This window comes from Binatus sp. (SeqCode), assembly GCF_050013435.1.
Taxonomy (GTDB): Bacteria; Desulfobacterota; Binatia; order Binatales; family Binataceae; genus Binatus.
Genome location: NZ_JBEKFG010000023.1, coordinates 16,604 through 41,577, shown reverse-complemented (window position 1 = coordinate 41,577; position 24,974 = coordinate 16,604). Strand labels below are relative to the sequence as shown.

Annotated in this window: 17 protein-coding genes; 8 read left to right on the top strand and 9 right to left on the bottom strand. The window is 59.7% G+C overall.

The features are described from left to right. Both gyrA and ABSB13_RS06730 read left to right on the top strand, forming a co-directional pair. The coding region (gene gyrA / locus ABSB13_RS06735) for a DNA gyrase subunit A (RefSeq protein WP_428106737.1) at positions 1-2,324 on the top strand (2,324 nt) is incomplete at its 5' end. Positions 2,325-2,414: 90 nt separating this feature from the next. Continuing rightward, the gene (locus ABSB13_RS06730) at positions 2,415-2,834 is read left to right on the top strand and encodes a GFA family protein (RefSeq protein ID WP_428106735.1); all 420 of its coding nucleotides are present in this window, start codon (positions 2,415-2,417) and stop codon (positions 2,832-2,834) included. A 6-nt stretch (positions 2,835-2,840) separates the two neighbouring features. On the opposite strand, the gene ABSB13_RS06725 is transcribed toward ABSB13_RS06730, so the two are convergent. Continuing rightward, complete coding sequence (locus tag ABSB13_RS06725; protein WP_428106734.1) at positions 2,841-4,061, bottom strand: pyridoxal-phosphate-dependent aminotransferase family protein; 1,221 nt, start codon at positions 4,059-4,061, stop codon at positions 2,841-2,843. Between the two features lie 183 nt (positions 4,062-4,244). Here ABSB13_RS06725 and ABSB13_RS06720 point away from each other — a divergent pair, with 183 nt between their 5' ends. From ABSB13_RS06720 to ABSB13_RS06710, 3 genes are read left to right on the top strand one after another with little or no spacing between them, the layout of a single operon-like run. Beyond that, positions 4,245-5,678, top strand: coding sequence for an FAD-linked oxidase C-terminal domain-containing protein (locus ABSB13_RS06720; protein ID WP_428106731.1), 1,434 nt, complete (start codon positions 4,245-4,247; stop codon positions 5,676-5,678). Between the two features lie 21 nt (positions 5,679-5,699). Continuing rightward, the gene (locus ABSB13_RS06715; protein WP_428106729.1) at positions 5,700-6,971 is read left to right on the top strand and encodes an FAD-binding oxidoreductase; all 1,272 of its coding nucleotides are present in this window, start codon (positions 5,700-5,702) and stop codon (positions 6,969-6,971) included. Continuing rightward, entirely contained in the window at positions 6,971-8,248 is a 1,278-nt protein-coding gene (locus ABSB13_RS06710; protein ID WP_428106727.1) for a (Fe-S)-binding protein, read from the top strand. The genes ABSB13_RS06715 and ABSB13_RS06710 overlap by 1 nt, the downstream gene beginning before the upstream one ends. Before the next feature lie 23 nt (positions 8,249-8,271). Here the strand turns inward: ABSB13_RS06710 and ABSB13_RS06705 are convergent, their stop codons facing one another. From ABSB13_RS06705 to ABSB13_RS06685, 5 genes are all read right to left on the bottom strand, one after another. After that, complete coding sequence (locus tag ABSB13_RS06705; protein WP_428106726.1) at positions 8,272-9,717, bottom strand: glutamate synthase subunit beta; 1,446 nt, start codon at positions 9,715-9,717, stop codon at positions 8,272-8,274. Positions 9,718-9,776: 59 nt separating this feature from the next. Then, positions 9,777-14,336, bottom strand: coding sequence for a glutamate synthase large subunit (gltB, locus tag ABSB13_RS06700; RefSeq protein WP_428106723.1), 4,560 nt, complete (start codon positions 14,334-14,336; stop codon positions 9,777-9,779). Continuing rightward, positions 14,333-14,896 carry an Lrp/AsnC family transcriptional regulator gene (locus tag ABSB13_RS06695; protein ID WP_428106721.1) on the bottom strand — a complete coding sequence of 188 codons (564 nt, stop codon included), beginning with the start codon at positions 14,894-14,896 and terminating at the stop codon, positions 14,333-14,335. The genes gltB and ABSB13_RS06695 overlap by 4 nt, the downstream gene beginning before the upstream one ends. Positions 14,897-15,121: 225 nt before the next feature. Next, a complete protein-coding gene (locus tag ABSB13_RS06690; RefSeq protein WP_428106719.1) occupies positions 15,122-16,552 on the bottom strand; it encodes an ammonium transporter in 1,431 nt (476 codons plus the stop codon). Beyond that, positions 16,552-17,568: a serine/threonine protein kinase gene (locus ABSB13_RS06685; RefSeq protein WP_428106717.1), complete on the bottom strand. Its 1,017-nt coding sequence runs from the start codon at positions 17,566-17,568 to the stop codon at positions 16,552-16,554. The genes ABSB13_RS06690 and ABSB13_RS06685 overlap by 1 nt, the downstream gene beginning before the upstream one ends. A gap of 265 nt (positions 17,569-17,833) precedes the next feature. Here ABSB13_RS06685 and ABSB13_RS06680 point away from each other — a divergent pair, with 265 nt between their 5' ends. Genes ABSB13_RS06680 through ABSB13_RS06670 form a run of 3 tightly spaced genes read left to right on the top strand, consistent with a single transcriptional unit; the run spans position 17,834 to position 19,625 of the window. Beyond that, positions 17,834-18,574, top strand: a complete 741-nt coding sequence (locus tag ABSB13_RS06680; protein WP_428106716.1) for a hypothetical protein — start codon at positions 17,834-17,836, stop codon at positions 18,572-18,574. Next, complete coding sequence (locus ABSB13_RS06675; RefSeq protein ID WP_428106715.1) at positions 18,571-18,930, top strand: hypothetical protein; 360 nt, start codon at positions 18,571-18,573, stop codon at positions 18,928-18,930. Before ABSB13_RS06680 ends, ABSB13_RS06675 begins: the two co-directional genes overlap by 4 nt. Further along, on the top strand, positions 18,927-19,625 hold the full coding sequence (locus ABSB13_RS06670; RefSeq protein WP_428106712.1) for a hypothetical protein: 699 nt from the start codon (positions 18,927-18,929) through the stop codon (positions 19,623-19,625). The genes ABSB13_RS06675 and ABSB13_RS06670 overlap by 4 nt, the downstream gene beginning before the upstream one ends. Positions 19,626-20,124: 499 nt before the next feature. Here ABSB13_RS06670 and ABSB13_RS06665 read toward each other — a convergent pair whose 3' ends face one another. The 3 genes from ABSB13_RS06665 to ABSB13_RS06655 form a co-directional block, all read right to left on the bottom strand. Then, a complete protein-coding gene (locus ABSB13_RS06665; protein WP_428106710.1) occupies positions 20,125-21,069 on the bottom strand; it encodes an IS1595 family transposase in 945 nt (314 codons plus the stop codon). A 717-nt stretch (positions 21,070-21,786) separates the two neighbouring features. After that, positions 21,787-23,835, bottom strand: coding sequence for an APC family permease (locus ABSB13_RS06660; RefSeq protein ID WP_428106708.1), 2,049 nt, complete (start codon positions 23,833-23,835; stop codon positions 21,787-21,789). Positions 23,836-24,059: 224 nt separating this feature from the next. After that, entirely contained in the window at positions 24,060-24,887 is an 828-nt protein-coding gene (locus ABSB13_RS06655; RefSeq protein ID WP_428106705.1) for a PP2C family protein-serine/threonine phosphatase, read from the bottom strand. Positions 24,888-24,974: the final 87 nt, after the last annotated feature.

The window sequence follows — 24,974 nt, the reverse complement described above, 5'->3', positions numbered from 1 at the left end:
GCGCAGCGGTGGTGGGCGAAGTGCTCGCTCGTTACCATCCGCACGGCGACATGGCGGTTTACGATTCGCTGGTCCGCATGGCGCAGCCGTTCAGCCTGCGCTACCTGCTCATCGACGGCCAGGGCAATTTTGGATCGATCGACGGCGATCCGCCCGCGGCGTATCGATACACCGAGTGTAAGTTGACCCGGCTGGCCGAGCGGATGCTCGCCGATATCGACAAGGACACCGTCGATTTCGTCCCGAACTTCGACGGCTCGCACCTGGAACCCGACATCCTGCCGGCGCAATTTCCGAACCTGCTCGTGAACGGCTCGGACGGCATCGCGGTCGGGATGGCGACCAACATCCCGCCGCATAATCTCGGCGAGGTTTGCGACGCACTACTGGCGTTGATCGGCAACCCGGGCATCACGCACGAGGAAATTCTCGACATCGTGCCCGGCCCGGATTTTCCGACCGGCGGCCAGTTGCTCGGACGCCAGGCGATTCGCCAGGCGTATCTGACCGGCCGCGGCACGCTTACGATGCGCGCGCTGGCGGTGATCGAGACCGACAAGCGCAGCTCGCGATCGTCGATCATCATTCGCGAAATCCCTTACCAGGTGAACAAGGCGCGCATGATCGAGCGGATGGCCGAGCTGGTCAACGACAAGCGCATCGAAGGCATCAGCGACATCCGCGACGAATCGGATCGCGACGGGATGCGCGTTGTCATCGAGCTCAAGCGCGACGCCGAGCCGCGCATCGTGCTCAACCAGCTCTACAAGCTGACCCAGATGCAGCAGGGCTACGGGATCATTCTGCTCGGCATCCACGAGGGCCGGCCCAAGGAGATGAATCTTCTGCAGATGCTCGTCGCGTTCCTCGAGCATCGGAAGATCGTGCTGACGCGGCGCACGCGTTTCGAGCTGAAAGAAGCCGAGGCGCGGCTGCATATCCTGGACGGCCTGCTGATCGCGCTCAAGAATCTCGACGCGGTGATCAGTCTGATCCGCAAGTCGAAGGATGCCGAAGCCGCCCGCAGCGGCTTGATGAAGCAGTTCGGCCTCTCGCAGTTGCAAGCGCAGGCGATCCTGGATCTGACGCTGCGCCGTCTCACTTCGCTCGAGCGCGAGAAGATCGAAACCGAGCACAAGGAGACCGTTGCTCTGATCGCCGGCTTCAAGAAAATTCTCGCCGACGAGAAGGAATTGCTGAAGCTGATCGCCGCCGAACTCGACGAAATCAAAAAAGAATTCGCAGATCCGCGCCGTACCCAGATCATCGAAGCGGAGGGAGAGTTCTCGGTCGAGGATCTGATCGTCGAGGAGGACGTGCTGGTCACCGTCACGCACGGCGGCTATATCAAGCGCACTCCACTCTCGCTCTATCGCACGCAGAAGCGCGGCGGTCGCGGCAAGATCGGCGCGACTACCACCGAAGAAGATTTCGTCGAACATCTCGAGCGCGTCTCGACGCATGACCGCCTGATGTTCTTCACCAGCGCGGGCAAGGTTTACGAGCTAAAGGCCTACGAACTGCCCGAGGGCGGGCGCGCCGCCAAGGGACGCTCGATCGCCAACCTGCTGAGCCTCGCCAATGATGAAACGCTGTCCGCATTTATTCCCGTGCCGCGCGAGACTGCGGGCAAGTTCGTCTTTTTCTCGACGCGCCGCGGCCGCGTGAAAAAGACCGCGCTGGACGAATACGAAAATATTCGCTCGACCGGAATCATCGCGATCAATCTCGAAGACGGCGACACGCTGGTGGACGTGCGAATCACCGACGGCAATCAGCAAATCGTGCTCTCGACGCGCGAGGGACAGGCGATTCGCTTCAAGGAAGAGGAGGCGCGCCCGATGGGCCGCGCGACCGGCGGAGTGGCCGGCATGGAACTCGAGTCGCAGCCTGTCAAGGAAGGCAAAACCGTCGTCCTGGTCGAGGACGAAGTCGTTTCGATGTCAACCGTGCGCGACGACGAGACCCTGCTGACGGTTTCGGAACTCGGTTACGGCAAGCGCACGCCCGCCTCCGACTACCGGCTGACCCATCGCGGCGGCAAGGGCGTCATCACGATGAACGTGACCGAGAAAACCGGCAAGGTGATCAGCGTCCGGCAGGTCGGGATCGACGACCAGGTAATGCTGATAACCGACGGCGGCAAGGTGATTCGATTGGCCGTCAAGGGAGTGCGAATAACAGGCCGCAACGCGCAGGGCGTGCACATGGTGCGGCTTGAGGGCGACGAACGCGTCCGCGCGGTGGCCGGGATGGCGGAGCGCGATGAGGACGAAGGCAACGGCTCCAATGGCAACGACGGCGCAGAAGATGCGGAGGAGTAGCTAATGTAGTGACTATTTCGCAGTAGTCACTGACTATGCCCTCGCGCTCGGCCGCGATGTCCGCGATTGAGTCTACAGGGAGGAGCTTAAATGCTTAAGGGTCGATGCCAGTGCGGGAGCATTCGTTTCGAAATAGACGGACACCTGGGGCCGGTTGTCTATTGCCACTGCGCGATGTGCCGGCATGCCAACGGTTCGTCCTTCGCCACGAACGCATCGGTACGGACCGAGGAGTTTCGAATCGTCACCGGGCGCGAGTTGATCAAGGAATACGAATCGTCACCGGGTAACCTGCGGGCGTTCTGCTCCAATTGCGGTTCTCCGCTGTATGGAACAGTAGCAGAAATCCCATCGATCCGGCGGGTGCGGCTCGGCACGCTCGACAACGCGGAAGGAGCAAAATCGGTCGCACACATCTGGACCGGGTCGAAATCCGATTGGTTCCAGATCACCGACCATCTGGAGCAGTTTGAAGAAGGGCCGCCGGGTAAGTATATCGTTCCAGCCTGAGGAGCTTCACGATGCTTCTGCGGGCGGCTCGCCCGCGCCGGTGCCCTCCGCGCTGTAGGCATCCTCGGCGGCGGTCAGGGCCCGGCCGCGCGCAATCTCGAATCCCATTGAGCCCAGGATTTCTTCTAGCGCGCTTAGCGCCAGCATCACGTTTTCGCGCCGCGAACCTTCGCCCATCAGACCGACGCGCCAGATCTTGCCTTTGAGCGGTCCGAGTCCGGCTGCGATTTCGATATTGAACAGCCGCAACAATTCCGCTCGCACCTTCGCTTCGTCGATTCCCGCAGGCACCGCGACCGTCGTGAGCTGCGGCAACCGGTATCCTTCCTGCGCAGCGAGCCGCAGACCCATCGCCCGCACTCCGGCCTGGAACGCGGCTGCGTTGATGCGATGCCGCAGCCATCGAGCTTCCAGCCCTTCCTCGACGACGATCCGCAGCGCCTCGTAGAGCGCGTAGTTCATCGTGATCGGCGCCGTATGATGGTAGAGCCGGTCGGGTCCCCAGTACTGCTCGATCAACGCAACGTCGAAGTACCATGAGTGGCATTTCGTTTTGCGCTTGTGCACCGACTGCATCGCGCGCGCGCTGAACGTCACCGGCGCCAGCCCGGGAGGCGCGCCGAGTCCTTTCTGCGTACAGCTGTAACAGGCGTCGATGTTCCACTTGTCAATCTCGACCGGCACGCACGCGAGCGATGTCACCGCGTCGATCGCGATCATCGCTCCGTGTCGATGCGCGAGTGCGGCGATTTCCTCGATCGGCTGATGTATCCCGGTCGAAGTCTCGGCGTGAACGATCGCGACCAGCTTCGGGGCTTTCGCCGCCTTCAGCGCCGCCGCGACATCCGCCGGTTCCACGATCGTTCCCCAATCCGCCTCGACCTTGTGAACTTTTGCGCCGAGTCGCGACGCGACTTCCGCCAGCCGCGTTCCGAACGCGCCGTTGACGCCGACTACGACCTCGTCGCCGTCTTCGATCAGATTCGCCATCACGGCTTCCATCCCCGCGGAACCGGTGCCGGAGACCGGAAACGTGATCTCGTTCCTGGTGCGGAAGACGAGCCGCAGCAGCCGCTTGATATCCTCCATCACCTTCACGAAATCCGGATCGAGGTGACCAACGACCGGCGACAGCATCGCTTTCATCACGCGCGGATTGACGTTGGACGGCCCCGGACCGAGCAGAATCCGCGCCGCAGGCTTGAGTTCTGGAAATGAATCCGCCACGTGTGTTTCTCCTTGCAACGAATCGCCCGGGGGTTCCGCGCGCACCAGTCGCGCACCCGCGAGATTCCGGGCTGAAATCGAACCTTGCTATTATGACTGCGAAGGATCAACCGCAAAAGCGTTACTCGCGCGCCTGATTCGCGGTCGTGGTAGAGTGCTGCGGGGATTGGACGCGCCGTCGCAATGAGTACCATCGACCGCAAACTTCTCGATGAGCTTGGCGAAATTCTTGACGCCGACGGGATCGTCTCGCGCGCCACCGAGCTGAAGGTTTACGAGTGCGACGGATGGACGGTCCAGAAGAGCGCCCCCGACGTGCTGCTGCTCCCGCGTTCGACTGCGCAGCTGAGCGCCATCCTCGCCGCGCTCCATCGCCGCGGCATCGCTTTCGTTCCGCGCGGTGCGGGGACAGGCCTTTCCGGCGGATGCCTTTCGTTGAATGCGCCCGCGATGATCTGCACTTCGAAGATGAACCGGATTCTGGAAATCGATTTCGACAATCGGCGCGTCGAGGTCGAGAGCGGCGTGGTCAACTTGCACGTCACCAACGCCGTCAAGTCGAAAGGATATTTCTACGCGCCCGATCCATCGTCGCAGGTGGCATGCACCATCGGCGGCAACATTGCCGAGAATTCGGGTGGTCCGCATACCTTGAAATACGGAGTGACCACCAATCACGTGCTCGCGCTCGAAGTCGTTCTGCCCGATGGCGAAGTCGTCGAGCTCGGCGGACCGGCTGAAGAGCGATGTGGTTACGATCTGGTCGGCGCCGTCGTCGGCGCGGAGGGCACTGCGGGAATCGTCTCGCGCGCAACGCTCAAACTGATGCGGGAGCCCGAAAATCATCGCACGCTGCTGGCCACCTTTCCCGACGCCGACAGCGCGACGCGTGCCGTGTCGATGATAATCGCGTCGGGAATTGTGCCGGCCGCGCTCGAAATGATGGACCAGCTGATCATTCGCGCCGTCGAAGAGGCGTTCAATGTCGGACTGCCTCTCGACGCGGGCGCAGTGCTGATCATCGAGCTCGAAGGTCTCGAGGCTGGACTGACCAGCTATGCCGATGAGGTCGCGAAAACTGCGAACCTGGCTGGCGCGTCGAGCGTCAGGCTCGCGCGCGACGAAGCGGAGCGCGCGCTGTTGTGGAAGGCGCGCAAACGCGCGTTCGGTGCGGTCGGCCGCCTCGCGCCGAACTACGCGACTCAGGACGGCGTCGTTCCGCGAACCTGCCTGCCTCGGATTCTGCGCGTGATCGCTGACGTCAGCCGTCGCTATGACTTGCGCATCGGCAACGTATTTCACGCCGGCGACGGCAACTTGCATCCGATCATTCTTTACGACGAGCGCGAACCTGATCAGGTCCGCCGCGCAATCGATGCGGGACGCGAAATCCTCAAGGCCTGCATCGAGATGGGCGGCAGCCTCACCGGCGAGCATGGAATCGGCGTCGAAAAACTCGGCGAGATGCCGCTGATGTTCTCGCCCGACGATCTTCGCGTCATGACGGAGCTGCGCCACGTGTTCGATCCGATGGAGCGATCGAATCCCGGCAAAGTGATTCCGCAGCCCGGCGCATGCGTCGAGGTCGCCGTCCCGCGCCGGCAGGTGCCGATCTAGGCGCCGCTTCCAACGGATATCGTGGCTGCCACAACGTCTTCAAATCTGGCGAACCGGCTCGACTCAATCGTCGGCGCTGACCGCGTTCGCGCGCCAACCGACAACGAGGCGCGCGCCGCGGATACGATCGTCGAGCCCGTCTCCGTCGAGGAAATTTGCGAGATCGTCCGCATGTGCGAAGCGGATCGGATTGCTGTGGCGCCGATCGGCGCGGCTCGCTCGCTCGCGGGGATTCGGCGCTCGCCCGTCGCGCTCGGCATCTCGATGGCGCGGATGGCGCGAATTGTCGCCTACGAACCCGACGACATGACAATTGTTGCGGAGTCAGGAATCACCGTCGGCAAACTGAATGCTGCCATGGCAGGCGCCCGCCAGCGGCTCCCCGTCGATCCATGCAGCCCCGGGATGACTACTCTCGGCTCGCTAATCGGCGCCGCGCACGCCGGACCGCTTCGTCTTTCCGAGGGCACCTCGCGTGACCTGCTGATCGGAGTTCGCTTCGTCGGTCACGGCGGCAACCTCATTCACGGCGGCGGCCGCGTGGTCAAAAACGTCGCCGGCTACGATTTGATGAAACTGATGGGTGGGGCATTCGGTACACTTGGAATAGTAACTGAGGCGACGTTCAGAGTGCGTCCCATTCCATCTGACTACTGTCTTGCGGTCGTTCCTTACGCACGCGCAGCAGACGCGTTCGCCGCGGCGTGCATACTCAATGACGCACTGCCACTGAGTAATCTCGATATACTCAGTCCTGCCCTCGCAACCGGCTTCCATTCTACCAGTCAATTTTTGCTTCTGGCCGGTTTCTCCGGAAATCCACTGGAGGTTGGCGACCAGGCTGGGCGGATTCGCGAATTGGTCAGCGCGCGCGGTGAAATTCTGAGCGGCGATGGCGCTCTCAGGAGTTACGAGCTGCTGCGCGATATCGATTTTCATTCGGCCCCGCTGGCCGCTCAAATCGCGGTTCCACCCGCGTTCCTCGCGCGAGTGCTGGAAGCCTGCGGCAACGACACCGAATTTCGCGCTCACGCCGGCTCCGGCGTCGCGCATATAATCCTGGCCGGCGAACGCAGCGCGGAGGCGCCCGCCAGAACCATCGCGCGATGGCGTGAAGCTGCGCGCTCGGCGCGTGGCAATCTTCGGCTGATTGCCGCCGCACCTGCCACCCGTGACTCGCTGGATTTCTTCGACACTCCCAACGCCGGCGCGCTCGCGCTTATGCGTCGGCTCAAGGCGGCCTTCGATCCGGCCGAGATCTTCAACCCCGGATGCTTTGTCGGAGGAATCTGATGGCCGCGCCCTCTCTCATACCATCGAATCCGGTTCGCGGCGTCTCCGACTACGACCTGCTGTTCGACTGCGTTCATTGCGGGCTCTGCGCCGAGGCCTGTCCAACCTACATTGTAACGCGATGTGAGATGGACTCGCCGCGCGGCCGAATCTATTTGATGAAGTCGCTGGCCGAAGGCCGCATCGGCCTCGACGACGACGCGGTGCGCCATTTCGATTTGTGCCTCGGATGCCGCGGTTGCGAGACCGCCTGCCCGTCTGGCGTTCATTATGGCCGCTTGATTGAAGGTGCGCGTTTATTAGTCGAGCAACATCATCGCCGCAGTTTCGTCGATCGATTCAAGCGACGCGTCATCGGCGCGATTTTCCCGTACCCGCATCGTCTCCGAATGCTGCTCGCGCCGCTGAAGCTGGTCGACCGTGTTGGCCTGAGACCCGCTCTGAGAGTTGTTCTACCGCGTATGATTCACGATTGGCTTGATCTTCTTCCGCCGTTTGAACGCGACTTGCGCCCGCTCGCCAAGGGAACAAACATCGCGCCGCGCACGGACGCATCGGCAGTCGTCGTGCATCGCGGATGCGTCGCGCAAGTACTTGCGAATTCTGAAAACCTGAACAGTGAACGTCTGCTCGGCGCCGCCGGCTATCGCGTCGTTCAACTCGAATCGACCTCATGCTGCGGAGCGCTTGATCTGCATTCGGGTAACGGATCGCGAGCCCGCGATTTTGCCCGCGCGAACGTTCGCGCGCTGAAGAACTCCGGCGCCGACGCAATCGTGTCGGCCGCGTCGGGATGCTCGGTGGCAATCGCAGAATACGGCGATTTGCTCAAAGACGAACCGGAATTTGCCGAAGATGCGCGCGCGGTTTCCTCGAAAGTCCGGGACCTGAGTTCTTTGCTGCTCGACGCGCCGGCGAGACCGAAGCGCGAATTTCGATGCCGCGTGACTTATCACGACGCTTGTCACCTCGTGCATGGACTCGGAGTGCGCGAAGCGCCGCGCAAATTGCTCGCCTCGATTCCGGGCGTGACGATCGTCGAGATGACGGAGTCCGAACTCTGCTGCGGTTCGGCCGGATCCTACAATTTGACCGAACCCGCAATGGCGCGCGAGTTGGCGCGGCGCAAAGCCGACAATATTGTTGTGACAGGCGCGGACTACGTCGTGCTGGCGAATCCCGGATGCGAGTTCCAGATCGCCGCCGAACTTCGCCGTCGCGGTTCGAAAATCAAGGTCGTGCACCTAGCGGACTTTCTCGCTCTGGCGTCTCAGTGATCGTGTCGGCGGCTATGCAGCGATCAGAGTTCAGGACTCGACGGCAGAAAGGTCTCGCCCATCAGGTAGGCATCGACCGCGCGCGCCGCTTCGCGCCCCTCCCATATCGCCCACACCACCAGCGATTGCCCGCGATGTGTGTCTCCGGCGGCGAAAACTCCCGGCACGCTTGACATGTAATTCTCGCACTGCACGTTGCTGCGCGGGTCGAGCTTGACGCCAAGCTCCGAGATTATCCCGTCGGGCTCGGGGCCGAGAAATCCGAGCGCAAGCAGCACGAGATCGCACTCGATCTCGAAATCCGTGCCCGGAATTTGCTCCATCACCATCCGCCCGTTGTCATGCTTCCAGTTGAGCCGCACGCCGTGGAGTTTTTTCACCACGCCGTTTTCGCCGGTAAACTTGCTCGTGTTCACGCTCCAGTCGCGCTGCACGCCCTCTTCGTGCGAGCTCGAGGTGCGCATGATCATCGGCCAGTCGGGCCACGGCATTTCGGCGGTGCGCTTTTCAGGCGGCATCGGAAGCAGCTCGAACTGATGCACGACGACCGCGCCCTGGCGATTTGAGGTGCCCAGGCAGTCGGAACCCGTATCGCCGCCGCCGAGAATGACCACGCGCTTTCCGCTGGCAGTGATCTCGGCCGCCGGATCGAGCGCGTCGCCGAAGTTACGCTTGTTCTGTTGCGGCAGGAATTCCATGGCAAAATGGATTCCCTTGAGTTCCCGTCCCGGGATCGGCAGGTCACGCGGCTTGGTCGCGCCCATCGCGAGTACGATGGCGTCGTACTTCGAGCGCATTTCGTCCGCGTGGATGTCGAAGCCGACGCGGCAGTTGGTGACAATCTCCAGTCCCTCGGCCTTCATTTGCTCAACGCGCCGGTTGACGATCCACTTTTCCAGCTTGAAGTCCGGAATGCCATAAGTGAGCAATCCGCCCACGCGATCCGATCGCTCGTAGAGCGTGACCGAATGTCCCGCGCGCGTGAGTTGCTGCGCGCAGGCCAGCCCCGACGGTCCCGAGCCCACGACCGCAACGCGCTTTCCCGACTTGCGCGCGGGCGGCAGCGGCGCGATCCATTTTTCTCCCCAGGCGTGGTCGATAATGTTCTTCTCGATCAGTTTGATCGTGACCGGATCGTTGTTGATGCTGAGCACGCAGGCTTCTTCGCACGGGGCGGGGCAAATTCTGCCGGTGAACTCCGGAAAGTTGTTGGTCGCGTGCAGCCGATCGATCGCCTCGCGCCAGCGGCCCCGGTAGATGAGATCGTTCCAGTCGGGGATGATGTTCCCGAGAGGACAACCCTTGTGGCAGAAGGGAATCCCGCAATCCATACAGCGGGCGCCCTGCGCGCGCAGTTTGTCTTCGGGCATCTTGAGATCGAATTCGCGCCAATCCTTCAGACGTTCCCCGACCGGACGGCGCGAAGGAGTCTCGCGCTTGATCTCCATGAAGCCCGTAATCTTGCCCATCGCAGCCGTGGTCTCCCGAGTCAGGTCAATTCTGACTAGTCAGTCGATTACTCACTCGGCTAAACTGCGGCCAGCCGCGCGAGATCGGAATTCATGTTGAGATGTTGCCGTTCGAGCACCATGCGGTACTCAGTCGGCAATACTTTTACAAACTTAGCAGCATAGTCGTCCCATTTGTCGAGGACTCGCCGCGCGACCGTGCTCTGCGTGTACTGCAAGTGCCGCACTATCAGCGCATGCAACTGCTTGAGCTCGTCGCGATTGCCGATCGGTCCCAACTCGACCATCCCGGTGTTGCACCGCGACGCAAAGGAGCCGTCTTCGTCAAGCACGTACGCCACCCCGCCGCTCATTCCGGCTGAGAAGTTGCGGCCGGTCTTGCCCAGGACCACGACCAACCCGCGCGTCATGTACTCGCATCCATGGTCGCCGACTCCCTCGACGACCGTGTGTGCGCCGCTGTTACGCACCGCGAATCGCTCGCCGGCTACGCCGCGGAAGAACGCTTCGCCGCCGGTGGCGCCGTAGAGCGCGACGTTGCCGACAATGATGTTGTCCTCGGCCTTGAAGGTCGCTTCTTTTGGCGGGCGCACCGAGATGAACCCGCCCGAGAGTCCCTTGCCGCAGTAGTCGTTCGCGTCGCCTTCGAGATGGAGCGCGATTCCCGGCGCCAGCCACGCGCCGAAACTCTGGCCGGCGGAACCTTTGAGATGAATCTGAACCGTGTAGGGCGGCAGTCCCTCCGCGCCGAAGCGCCGCGACACTTCCGCCGACAGCATCGTGCCGACGGTGCGGTTCACGTTGCGGATGGGGAGATGGATTTCGACCGGCTTGCGATGCTCGAGCGCGTCTTTTGCAAGCTCGATGATCTGGTTGTCGAGCGCGGCGCCGAGGCCGTGATCCTGCAGCTCGACACAATGCAGCGGTTCGTCCGGCCCGACATCGGGACGACGAAGAATATTGGCCAGATCGACGTTGCGCGCCTTCCAATGCGCGATCGCTTCGTTGGAATCCAGGCATTCGACGTGGCCAACCATTTCGGCAACGGTGCGAAAGCCCAACTGCGCCATGTATTCGCGCAGTTCGTCCGCAATGAACATCATGAAGTTCACGACGTGCTCGGGCTTGCCCGAGAACTTCGCGCGGAGCACCGGATCCTGCGTCGCGATGCCGACCGGGCAGGTGTTGAGATGGCAGACGCGCATCATGATGCATCCCGAAGCGACCAGCGCCGCGCTGGCGAAACCGAATTCCTCGGCGCCCAGCAGGGCGGCGATGGCGATGTCGCGGCCGGTCTTGAGCTGGCCGTCGGTCTCGACGCGAATGCGTCCGCGCAGACCGTTCATCACCAGGGTTTGCTGCGTCTCGGCGAGTCCCAGCTCCCACGGAATTCCCGCGTGCCTGATCGATTGAAGGGGAGACGCGCCGGTGCCGCCGTCATAACCGCTGATCAGCACGACGTCGGCTTTGGCCTTTGCGACTCCCGCGGCGATGGTGCCCACGCCGACTTCGGCGACCAGCTTGACACCGATGCGCGCGCGATTGTTGGAATTTTTGAGATCGTGGATAAGCTGCGCGAGATCTTCGATCGAATAGATGTCGTGATGCGGGGGCGGAGAGATCAATCCCACGCCGGGCGTCGAGTAGCGAATCTTCGCGATGAAGTCGTCGACCTTGTGACCGGGAAGCTGGCCGCCCTCGCCGGGCTTGGCGCCCTGCGCCATCTTGATCTGCAGTTCGTCGGCGTTGACCAGGTAATGGCTGGTGACGCCGAAGCGCGCCGACGCCACCTGTTTGATCGCGCTGCGGCGGCTATCGCCGTTGGCATCGGGCACGAAGCGCGCCGGATCCTCGCCGCCCTCGCCGGTGTTGCTTTTGCCGCCGATCCGGTTCATCGCGATGGCGAGGTTTTCGTGCGCCTCTTTGCTGATCGATCCGAACGACATCGCGCCGGTTTTGAAGCGTTTGACGATCTCGGCGGCCGGCTCGACTTCCTCCAGGGGCACGGGCGGCCGATCAGAATTGAACTTGAGCAGCGAGCGAAGCGTGGTGAGCGAGCGACTCTGCTCGTCAACCGCCCTGGTGTAATCCTTAAACGCCCGGTAATTTCCCGAGCGCACGGAATGCTGCAGCCGGGCGATCGTGTTCGGGTTGTACATGTGGAACTCGCCGGCGCGGCGCCACTGGTACTGGCCACCGGCATCGAGCTCGCCGTCGAGGTTCGCTACCACCTTGAACGCGTAGGTGTGACGCGCAGCCGTCTCGCGCGCGATCGCGTCGAGGCCGACGCCTGCCACGCGCGACGCCGTCCAGGTGAAGTACTTGTCGATCACGTCCTTCGCCAATCCGATCGCCTCGAAGATCTGCGCGCCGCGGTAACTTTGCGTCGTCGAGATCCCCATCTTGGACGCGACTTTCGTAATGCTCTTGGAGACGGCCTTGATGAAATTGTGGATGGCGGTGTCTTCGTCGATGTCCCGGAGCTGGCCGTCGCGAATCATTCCCGCCATCGTCGCGTATGCGAGGTACGGATTGACGGCGCCCGCGCCGTAGCCGACCAGCAGGCAGAAATGCATCGCCTCGCGCGGTTCTCCCGACTCGACGACGAGGCCGGCGCGGGTGCGCGTCCCTTCGCGAATCAGATGATGATGCACGGCTCCGGTCGCGAGCAGCGCCGGAATGGCGGCGTACTGCGCGTTCACGCCACGATCCGAAAGCACGATTATCGTGTAGCCGGATTCGATCGCGTCCGAAGCGGCGCGGCAAAGCGCGTCGAGCGCGGCGCGAAACCCGCCTTCGCCGTCATCAACGCGGTAAAGCGTGGAAAGCGTGACGGTGCGCAGGCCCTCGACGGCCAGCCGTTTGATCCTTTGAAGTTCCTGGTTGGTGAGCAGGGGCTGCTTGAGTTGAAGCTGGCGGCAGTGGAGCGGCGATTCTTCGAACAGATTATCCTCGGCGCCGATTGTCGTTTCGGTCGAGGTCACCAGTTCCTCGCGAATCGGATCGATCGGCGGATTCGTCACCTGCGCGAACAATTGCTTGAAGTAGCTGTAAAGCAGCTGGGGTCGGTTCGAGAGGACGGCGAGCGGAGTGTCGGTGCCCATCGAGCCGACCGGCTCCTGGGCGTTGGTCGCCATCGGCGCGAGGATCATTTTGAGATCCTCGATCGTATAGCCAAACGATTGCTGCTGCTTCAGCAGCTCGTCGTCTTCAAAGCAGTCAACCGCCGGCGCATCGCTCGCCTCGGGGAGCGACTCGAGTGCGACGAGATTGGCGTCGAGCCAGCTGCGATACGGCTGTCGCGCCGCCATTGAATTCTTGATTTCTTCGTCCTGTACGATTCTGCCCAGCGAGGTATCGATGAGAAACATTCGTCCCGGCTGCAGCCGCCCTTTGAGCGCGACGTTCTGCGGCGCGATGTCGAGGACGCCGGTCTCGGACGCCATCACGACCAATCCGTCCTTGGTCACCGTGTAGCGCGACGGACGAAGCCCGTTGCGATCGAGCACCGCGCCGATTCTGATACCGTCAGTGAACGCGATCGACGCGGGGCCGTCCCACGGTTCCATCATGCATGAATGAAAGCGGTAGAAAGCGCGCTTGCCATCGCTCATCTGCGGATCGTTCTGCCACGCTTCCGGAATCATCATCATCACGGCGTGCGGGATCGAACGTCCGGTGCGAACCAGCAGTTCGAGACAATTGTCGAAGGTTGCGGAGTCGCTGCCGTTGGGCTCGACGATCGGCAACAGCTTCTTGATGTCGTCGCCGAACAGCGGTGAAGAGAAAAGCTTCTCGCGCGCGTGCATCCAGTTGATATTGCCGCGCAGCGTGTTGATCTCGCCGTTGTGCGACATGAAGCGGTAGGGATGCGCGCGGTCCCAGCTCGGAAACGTGTTGGTCGAGAAGCGCTGATGAACCATCGCGAGCGCGCTCTTGATGGCGCCATTTAGCAAATCGGGGAAAAACTGCGGGATCTGTGTCGAGATGAGCTGACCCTTATAGACGACGGTCAGCGCCGAGAGGCTGCAGAAATAAAACAGTTCCGGATCGAAGAGGCCGAGCTTTTCCGCCGCTGAAGTGGCGCGCTTGCGGATTACGTACAGCTTGCGCTCGAGCGCCTCGGCGTCGGCCAAGTCCCCACTGCGCGCGATGAAGACCTGGCGGATTACCGGCATCCCGCGCCGCGCGATATCGCCGCACGCGGATTCGACCACCGGCACGTCGCGCCATCCGAGCAGGCGCTGACCTTCCTCGTTGACGATTCTCTCAAATGCGTCCTCGCAGTCTTTGCGCTTGACCGGGTCGAGCGGCAGGAAAACCTGTCCCACGCCGTATTCGCCGGGCGCCGGCAGTTCGAAGCCGAGCCGGGCCGCTTCGCTCGAGAAAAACTCGTGCGGAATCTGCAGCAGGATTCCAGCGCCGTCGCCCGTGCGCGGATCGCATCCGCACGCGCCGCGATGGGTCAGGTTGTCGAGCACCTGCAGCGCCTTCGCCACGATGTCATGCGAGCGCTCGCCCTTGATGTTGACGACGAAGCCGACGCCGCACGCGTCGCTCTCGTGGGCGGGATCGTAGAGGCCTTGTGCCTTCGGAATACTTCGGTAGTTGTGCATCATGATACCCGTCTTGGTTCCGCAGGCGCAGGTTTCGCGGCGCCGTGGCGATGGCGCCTGCCGTTGGCAGGCTCGTGCGAGTCGCCGTTGGGATGAACCGAAATCAAACCGCGCTCGGTATGCGTCGACAGCACCACCATCGTCTCCGTCCGCGCCACTCCCTCGATCGAGCGGATGGTGCTGATCAGCCGCTCGAGCGACGAAGTGTTGTCGGTTTTGATTTTCAGCAAGAGCGTGTGCTGGCCGGTGACGTGATGGCATTCGAGCACGTCGTCGAGCAGTGCGACGGATTCCTTGAACAGCGAGATTGTTTTCGGATGCGAAATCGACACGCCGATAAATGCGGTGACGTCCTTGCCGAGCCGGGTCGCATCGACGGTGGCGTGATAGCCGGTGATCACTCCGCCGTCTTCGAGTTTTTTGACGCGTTCGTTGACCGACGGCGCCGAAAGCCCGACTTGCTCTCCGAGCTTGACCAGCGGAATGCGGCCGTGTTCCTGCAGGAGGCCGATAATCTGCAGGTCAATGGCGTCGAGTTCGGGGGAATCTCCGCCGAATTTCATAAGGTTATCCTCGTCGAGTGACGATGAAGATAGGCGGAAAACCGGAAGCTGTCAAGCGTTTATAAGGATTTGACTGAGTAAAACATGAGTTTGTTAAGGCCAATGCGATGCGTGCCGACGAAATATAGGTCTAAACCAGCGATCGCCGCTCACCTATACTGCGATTGTTCCGGTCCAAGCCCGATCGCTCAGGTAACGCGCCGCTCGCGCCGAATCCCCGCCGCGCTACGAATGTGGATAGGCGTCGCTTCCCATCTCAAGCGCATCCAGCCCCGACCATTCCACTTCCACCAGCACGCGGTTGCCCACCGTGCGCTCGACGATCTTGAAGAACAGGATCGCAAGGCCAAATACTACGACCGCGTTCACCGTGACACCGATCAACTGGGCGACAAATTGACCCGCGTCGCCGTAGAGCAGGCCGCGCACCGGACCCGCGACACCGTTCCATCCGTCACCGTAGGTGCCGTCGGCAAACAGACCGAGCGCCAGCGCGCCCCATATTCCGCACACACCGTGCACGGCGACCGCGCCGACCGGATCGTCGATTCGAAAGCGGCGTTCGAGTTCAAGCACCGCCCACACGACCAGCAGTCCTGCGATCGTGCCAATCAGAACAGCCGCTGCGGGCGATACGAATGCGCACGGGGCGGTGATTGCGACGAGTCCGCCCAGCAGACCGTTGCAGGCGATCGCGACGTCGGGTTTGTGATACTGATTCCACAAATACAGCAGTGCCGCGAGCGCGCCGGCCGCCGAGGCAAGCATGGTGTTCACCGCGATGATCGCGATCCGGGGATCCGATGCGGCGAGCGTCGAGCCGGCGTTGAAGCCGAACCATCCGAACGCGAGAATCAACGTTCCGCTGATGGCCATCGGCAGGTTATGTCCGGGCAACGCGCCGATGGCGCCGTCGCGCCGGAACTTTCCGATGCGCGGACCCACCATGTAAGCGCCGGCGAGACCGGCCACTCCGCCGGTCATGTGCACCACCGACGATCCGGCGAAATCCAGATGGCCGTGGCCCAGGCCCAGGTTCGTGCCGAGCTGCGAGAGCCATCCTCCGCCCCATACCCAGTTGCCGTACAACGGATACAGGAACATCGACATGAACAGTCCGTAGATAAAGAACGCTTTGAACTTCCAGCGCTCCGCCATCGCACCCGTCGGAATGGTCGCGGCGGTGTCCATGAAAACCAGCGAGAACAGAAACATGCCGAGACTGGCCGGATCGCGACTGACGTTGAGCAGCGCGAACTTGCTGAAGCCGATGATTCCATACGAATGCGCGCCAATCGTGATCGACAACTCGTGATGGCCGATCGCGCCCATGCCAAGCGAGGGCCAGTGCGCGACGCCGCCCATCATGAAGCCGTAGCCGGTGAGCCAGAAGCCGATGATGCCGATCGGATAAATGATCAAGTTCATCGCCATGGTGTTGACCGCGTTCTTGGAGCGCGTGAACCCCGTCTCCACCATTGCGAAGCCGAGCTGCATGAACATCACCAGGAAGCCCGCGACCAGCAGCCACGCCAGGTTGAGCGAATTGTCCAGCGGCGGTGACGACGCGGCAGTCTGCGCGCGCACTATCGACGGGAATAGCGTCAGCGCGGCGAAAGTGGCGGCGGCAAATCCGAGTTGCGATCGTCTCGGCATCATTTCACCTGCCCTCGATATGACCGGCGCGCGGGTGTCGGCGACGCCGGGTAACGGTTTGCAAGCCAAATCAGAGATACAAAGATTCCGATGAGCGACGTGAAAAACAGCACGTACGCGGCGGTTCGACGCGCGCGCTGCAGCGCGAGGCTGCGTGGATGGAGGTTCTGCGCGCGGCCCTTGGGAACCACCCGCGACGGATCGCGCAAGTCCGCAAGCATGTCGGCCGCGCTCGCATAGCGGTCGCGCGGCGAGCGCTCGATTGCGTGCAGGAGGATCTCCTCGAGGTGCGGATCGAGATCGGGCTTGAATGCGGTTGGCGGCTGCGGATCTTCGGAGGTCTTCGCGCGCATCACGTTGTAAACGTTGGGGCCCGAGTGCGGGAGGTGGCCGGTCAGCATCTCGTAGAGAATCACGCCCAGCGAATAGATGTCGGTGCGAACGTCGCCGCGCCGGCCGCTGACCTGTTCGGGGGCCATGTAGTCGGGCGTGCCGATGGTCGATGACAGGCCGGACCACGTCAGCCGCCGCGCGCTTTCGTCCAGTGCGATTCCGAAATCCATGATCTTGGTCCGGCCTTCGGCCGTCACCAGCACGTTCTCGGGCTTCAAATCGCGATGCACCACGCCTTCGCCGTGCATGTACACAAGCGTCTCCGCCAACTGGCATGCAAGATCGAGCGCCTTTTCCACCGATAGCCCGCCGCTTTCCTGAATCATCGCGCGCAGCGAGGAACCCTCGACGTACTCCATCGCGATATACATGCGGCTTTTGCGCCTGGGTGTGAGGACCTTGATGATGCCGGGATGGTTGAGGCGGCGGCCGACTTCTTCTTCGCGCTGAAAGCGGCCGTAGAAGACCACGTCGCTCTCGAACTGCATGTAGGGGACTTTGATCGCGACGGTCGCGCCGTCGATTTGGTCGATAGCTTTGAAGATCGACGCCATTCCGCTGCGCGCGATCACCTCGATCAATTTGTACTGATCGAGGTTTTCTCCAATGCCGACCTCGCGCATTGTTCAGACCGTCTCGAAAAAAAGCCGGTCAGCGGACGTTACCATCCGGCACGCAGGTGATGGAAGGGGATGCGGGCGCCCAGGCACGGATCTAATTTGGGCAATAATATACTTGACTCATCAATGTGGTTCTGTCAGGCTTGGTTCGAGTACAGAACACAAACTGATAAACCTATTTGATATGCTGCAATATCCTGTTTGGCAATTGGGCCTTTTGTTGGTATGGCTCGAACGGTACGAAAGAATATTCCAAGAACTAATCAGATTGAATCCGGCGCTCCGTGATACTGTGGCGCACGAACATATCATAGAGATAGATGTAGTCACACAACTTTCTCTCGGTCGAAAATACTGCGTGGACTTGGCATTGAATGCTGCCGTGGCACGTATCGACCGCATAATGAATCAAATACGAGATGTTGGCATTTCGCTTGACCAGATCCGAGTCGGGGTAAAAGTGTTGCGGGAAACGATGGAATCAGAATTGCGAGATCGTCAATTCGCGTTTATACCACCAGACAAAGCACAAAAACTCGATAAACTCGATCATGATTGGGCTAAAGTACGGGCTAACTTTTTGTCGGCTAAGGATGATATTAGGGAAGCGGTCGAGTGCTATGTCTTGGGTTGCAATACAGCCTGTGTATTTCATTCAATGCGTATCGCCGAACGCGGTCTGCGAGTTCTAGCAAAAGACTTGGGCGTAACAACCATTGGGCCACAGAAACATCCCTTGGAGTTCTCGGAGTGGGGCTTAATCTTAAATGCGATTGACGGAAAACTAAAAACTATTCAGCAGTCACCGGGTCGCAATGCTGAAAAAGAGGCACATTCAAAATTCTATGCGGATGCCGCGAGCCAAGCCAACTACCTAAATGAGATTTGGCGCAAAGAGGTATCACACGCACGTGGTATGTATAATGCTCCCGAAGCATTGAACGCACTTATGCGTACTCACGATTTTATGGAGCTGCTTTCTCAGCGCCTCTTAGAGAGGGGAGAATGAAACATCTGTCGATGCTACTATTGGCTGTTTTCTGCTTCGTGTTGATATATGATTCGGCTCTTGCTGCCGATAGCGATGCGAATGCGGCTGTTGCTGAGAGATGCACTGGTATGGGTATGCTTGCCGAAAATATAGCCAATTACCGCGATCAAGGCATTCCGCTTTCGCGTGTAGAACAATCGCTCATGGGTACTTCTGTATCTCCTGATGATCACCTTTTATTCATAAAGATGGCCGAGCTAGTCTATAGCTCCGATGTAAAACCGAGCGGAGTCCATGATGCGATACAAAATGCTTGTCTCAAATCAGAGGCTAAGCTTGGCAATAACGTGATGGTTCTCCCTAAACTTCGATGAAACAATTAGCATTATTGATATTGTCGATTTTCTGTTGTGCATGTGCATCTTCACAACCGCCGCCTTCGAGTGGTTCTGAATCGATGGATGCTACAACAATAGATCAACTATTTATGTCGGCCTGCCCTAAGGGACGACCTGTGAGTACGATAGGCGACTTGGCATCTATTATCGCGAAGGAGCGTGATCTCGGTGAAGACAAAGAATCGGTTGATATGACTACGATCGAGAGCACTCGCGACATGAGTAGCTATGCAAGAGCCTCTGAACTTCGATTGGTAGATGCAATCTATATTGCGAGAAATCTCACCCCCGATCAAATTCGTGACGTAACGATACGGGCTTGCCCGCCTCCCCCACCACCTGCTTTAGTCAAGGTTGAAAAACTTGGAACGGCTTCTAATGGTTGCCAGGTCAATATACTAATTACTAACAATACCGAAGTCGCTTGGAATGGTGCTACTATCCAGATAGCGTTTCGTGACAATTCCGGTGCTGCTATCGGTGACTATCGAGGTTATCCAGATGTATATACTGAGCCGGGGCGCGGAATTCTGATTGGGAACGTAGCTCAGGGGGTTAATTGCAAAGAAATAGTCGCGGTATCGCTTCTTTATCTTGGGTATCAACTAGCCCCGTTAGGTACGGGCTTTGTTCCGGTCGATATAAGTTCGATACCGACATCAATTCAATAGAACACGCATCTACTTCACGGAACAAAGATGATGAAACCTAAAGCGCCTATATCCGAGTTCGATGCCTTTACGAACACCATAGATCGTTTGTTGTCGGTATCGCATTCGGAGATTCAGAAGCGCGAGCAGGAATATCAAAAGCACGTTGCGCGGAATCCACACAAGCGTGGGCCAAAACCAAAACGGAAAATGAAATGACAATTATCAAGCGCATTTATTTCGAGCCATCTGATATACTAGCGATACAATTAGAATGCAGGAAATGCGGAGCTACGATTTCCTGTCGTTTGAAGGATTGGAAGCCCGCCGAAGTCACATGCCCTAACTGCTTTGTGCAGTTGATTAAAGATGGAAGGGAAGCACTTACACTTAAAATGTTAGCTGACTCCCTAAATGCTCTCCTTACTTATAATGACACATTGAGCTTTCGATTGCGTTTGGAATTCGTTCAACAGGACTAGTTATCTATTCCTTTCGTTTCCCGCGACCTTGGCGGGGCTTAGAGTGGCGTCGTAGAGGCATCCTTACCAGTCAAATGATCATAGGTCAGGCGCTTATCAGTGATTTGCGAAACGACAGCGTTAAATCGGTCGCCATCGTCCATTTCCTTTCGATTGTTGTACCGAAAGGCTTGTTCATCCAAGTAGCGAAATAGATGGAAAGGCTCAACACTAACATAAGTACCCTTGAGGCCGCGCTTGAGCAGCGACCAGAAATTCTCAATCGAATTGGTATGGACGTTTCCCTCGACATAGCTTTCGGCATGATCGATCACTTGATGAATGTACTCGCGATCCAGGCCGTGATAGCCAGCAAACGCATCGGTAAAGAGATACGAACCACCTTTTACATACTTACGAACATGAGTGTGGAGGGTATCGCCTTGGGTGTTTGGTACATGCGCGAGTCGAACCTTGCTGCTATTGCGATCCAGCAATCCCATTACAATAGCCTTACCCGCTCCGCCAGTGCCGGTAATTTTGGCCTTTTTGTCCTTATGCATATTGCGAGCGAGACCGCCGATAAAAGTTTCATCGGCTTCAATCTCTCCGCCGCTCAACTTGCCATCTTCGCTATGCATCGCGAGCCGGATGCGATGCAGCATGAACCACGCGGTTTTTTGTGTAACGCCGATGGCGCGATGAATCTCCCAAGAGCTAACGCCATTCTTGCAATTAGTGATCATCCAGACAGCGGGGAGCCACTTGTCCAAGCCAAGCGGAGAGTCCTCAAAGATCGTTCCGACCTTAACGCTAAACTGGCATTTCGGATGCCGGGTTTTGCATTGCCATACGCGCCGCTTGGGAACAAAACTAACCCGTTCCGAGCCACAACTAGGGCAATGAACGCCGTTCGGCCAGCGGCGTTTAACCAGATAATTCAAGCAGTTATCAGGATCGGAGAAATAAACAACTGCATCTTTCAATGTGCGTGGTTCCTTCATGTCATTAATCATACAGGATTCGGTCTGATGAGTCAAGTATATTATTGCCCTAATTTGCATAGAGACGGGGATCATCGGAGTGGACGCAAAGACCGGCTTGCTCATCCTTGAGGCTCAGTAGCTTCGAGGGACTTGAAGGATTCGCGCGGTGAAGTGCAATCATTCCGTTTTTCGCTCTCTCACAGCCATCTTTTGATGCATACGGAGGTTTCACCTTGTACCATGCGCTGAGCGGTGCAGTTGTATCGATCCATCGCCCGTTGGGAGTTAGCGGGGGCAGTATCAAATACCAGCCTGCAAGCGCGAGTGCGGCGGCGTGGCGGAACTTCACAGCGATTCGCTCACGTCTATCTGGCTGATCGAATAGAGCCGGAGAGCGCAATTTACACCATCCGTTGTGGTTTTGGGACGGCTCCGCACTAGGGCTAGCTTTGTTCCGCCAAAAACAAATTCTGCCAGACGCAGTGGTCGCCCGATTTCGGGTGAGCCGGGCGAGCACGGGACATCCTGGCGGTTGACCATGGTGTATGAATAGCACTTGAAATCCGGCGCGGGCAGGCTGAAATAGTTCATCCCCAAAACCGGGCCCCTAAACCGGATTGAGGAGTCACAGGGATTTGCGCGCGGTTTCAGTTTGGAAGTTTGACGTGCGCAGGTTGGTGTGGCGTTTTGCGGGACTTGGTCGCCTTCCAGCGTTCCATTGCGCGAGGTCTAAAATCAGATCTCCGCCCGGATGTCGCGGGTGTCGGACAGCACGCGGACCTTGATATGACGCTCCGAGTCGCCGAGTGATCCCCAGTGCATCGCGAAATTCTCCAACTGCACGTCAGGATGGAAGCGCTCCGACACGCCCATCACGACTTCTTCAACGTCCAACAGGTAGGCCATCCGCGCGATCGCGTAAATCTGGTCGTTGGAAACCGCGACCAGCGGCGTCACGGCGCGGCCGTGATCCTCGCAGACCTTGACCACCTTGCTGAAGAGCTTCTCCTCGTGGTCGGTGAAGACCTGCGCGCCCTCGCTCGAGGCGAGACCCCGCTCGGCGCGGACGGTCATTGCGATCAGTTCCGCGTCGTCGGGCTCGGAGAGATAGCGGTGCAGGTGGGTCAAGTTGCCGGGATCGCGAATCGCGATGAGCCGCTTGTGCTGCGCCGCGAGGCCGAGGTGGACCGGGTCAACCTCCCCCTCTTCGACGAGTTCGAGGTTGAATTTCTCCGGCTCCTCGCCGTAGACGTGCTCAACGTGGCCGTTAAAGCGTTCCGAGATCTCGAACATGACAAACAGGGCAAGCGTAAATCCGACGCCCGAGATGGTCGCAACCTTCTTGGTGAACAGATTGATGACGGCGGTGAGCAGCAACACCAGAAACGTCAGCGCCAAGCCGAGCGGGAAATCCTGGCCGCCGGGCCGGAACCACCTGAGGTTCAGCGGCATCCGCCAGAGCCGCTTGTATTTCTCCCGGTAGCGGAGCACCAGCACCGAGAGCGTCTTAAAGACAAAGCTCCATATGACGCCGAAGGCGTAGGCCTCGCCCAGGACATATATTTCGCCGCGCGACAGCACGATGGTCGCGATTTGCAAGCCGGCGACCAGGTTGACGATGCGATAATTCGTCCCGTAGCGCTTATGCGGGTGGCGGAACCAGTCGAGCAGCACGCCGTCTTCGGCCACCCGCGTGAGCACGCCGGTCGAGCCGACGATGGCTGTGTTCACCGCGCCGGCCAGGATCAGGAAGCCCACGAACACCACGAACACGCGCAGTGCAAGCCGCGCCCACAGCGGGCCAACCATGAACATCGCCAACCCGCCGATCAGATCGTTGCCGTACTGAGACATCCGGACGCTATCGGGGATGATCATCACGGCGAAGAACGACACCAACGAGGTCAACAACATGCTGTAGAGGAAGATCACCAGTCCCGTGCGGAGCAAGTTCTTGAGCTTGGGCGTCTCGATTTCGCGGTTGATCTGCGCCAGCGACTCCTCGCCTGACATCGCAAGGATCGAATGGCCGAAGGCAATCAGGATGCCGATCGCGCCGATCGTGCGCGCGGCTGGAAAATTCGCCAGCCAACCAAGCGAGTCGGCCGTGAAGCGGAGCTCGAATGGCGGCAGATGCGCCCCGCGCACCGCCATCGTGATCCCGCACCATGCGATCATGATCACGGCCATCACGGTCGTGACCTGCATGATTCGCATCGCCTTGCCGCTGGATTCCTCGATGCCAAGAATATTCTGATGCCAGAAATATACGGTCACGGCGATGGCGAAGAAGGCGGCCGAGAAATCCGGCGGCAGAATAATTCCGGAGTGGGCGAGCTTGAGTAGTTCGTTGATCAAGCCGACCAGGTATTGGCCGGCGGAGACGCCGCTGATCGGACCGGTCAGAATGTAATCGAACATCAGCGCCGACACCGAGATTTTCGCGAGCGTCGGACCCATTGCCTCCTTGACGACGCGGTAAACTCCGCCGCGCGTGAACATCGAGCACGACTCGACGTACACCGCGCGCACCGCATACGAGAAAAGCATCACGGCCAGGATGAAATATGGCGCCGAACGGCCGCAGGCCTGCTCGACAATGCCGCCGATGTAGTAGGAGGTCGAAGCAAGGTCACACAGGACGATCGCAGACGCCCGCCAGAAGGAAATGAAGGCAAGCATCCCCGTCGTGACGACGATTGCCGTGGTCTGCTTTCCGAACAATGCCTGCGGATGGGACTGATTAAGGCCCGTTGGCTGGATCGGCTTTACAGTGACGGCCAAGTAGGACCTTCCCCAGGCGCCGCCGGAAATGCCGACTGCACGCCGCGATCATGCAAAATGCAGCCTGCGAAGTTAAAGATCATAACAGGATATCCGCGTGAGGCAAATTTTGTAGTGCGATGATATCCACAAAATGCACGGTCCTTCGTTGCATTTTGCAGCATTATCCGGAATTTCTGTTTTGAACCCGTATTCAATTAGATCACTGCCAGCGCTCATACGCTTCATCGCCCGAACAATCCTCGCAATCGATCGCGCCATCCGCCGGCGGTCGCCGTATGCCCCGTCGGCGACGTCATTCTGAAGACCGCGCAGGTCAGGTTGTCCGCGGTACCGCGCCGATTGGCCGTGTCGATCAAGATACGGCATCCCGTCTCGGGGTCAACGCCACGCGTCAGCGATTCCAGTTCCTTGTCATCGAGGACGTTGTACATCCCGTCGCTGCACAGGATCAGGCGATCGCGCTCCAGCAGCGGCATCGCGATCCGATCGATCGACACGATCAACTCGTGACCCAGGCTGCGCAGAAGCATCCCGCGCTCCGGATGATTCTTCGCGCGCGCCGCCGACATCATGCCCATCCTGACCCGGTCGGCGACCATCGTGTGATCTTTTGTGATTTGCGAGATTTGGCGGTGACGGATCAGATGCAGCCGGCAATCTCCGACGTGCACCGCCGCGAGCATCCCCTTCTCGACCGCAACCGCGGTCATCGTGGTCGCCATCCGGCCCAGTTCCGGCACGGTAAGCGCCTTGTCGTGAATCTCGATGTTGGCGCGCGTAATCGCGCGATGGAGCCGCTTGCCGGCGCCCCACGCCGGCGGGCTCTCGCGATAAGCTTCGAGAGTTATGTCGATCGCCATCCGGCTCGCGACTTCACCGCCTTCGTAGCCGCCGACGCCGTCGGCAATCGCGAACACCACGCTGTCGGGACTCTCGATAAAATGCCCGCACGCGTCTTCATTGTCCGGGCGGTTCGTACCTACGTCGGACAGCAGCGCCAACTCGAAAGCCTGCTCTACCGAAGGAGGAGCGGCGAGCGACGAATCCATTTGAATTGAGCTACCCGGCTAACGCTGAGGAGTAAAGTCGCTTGAACGGCCAAGGGGGCGAGCCGCGGTCCCACGCGGCTCGCCCCC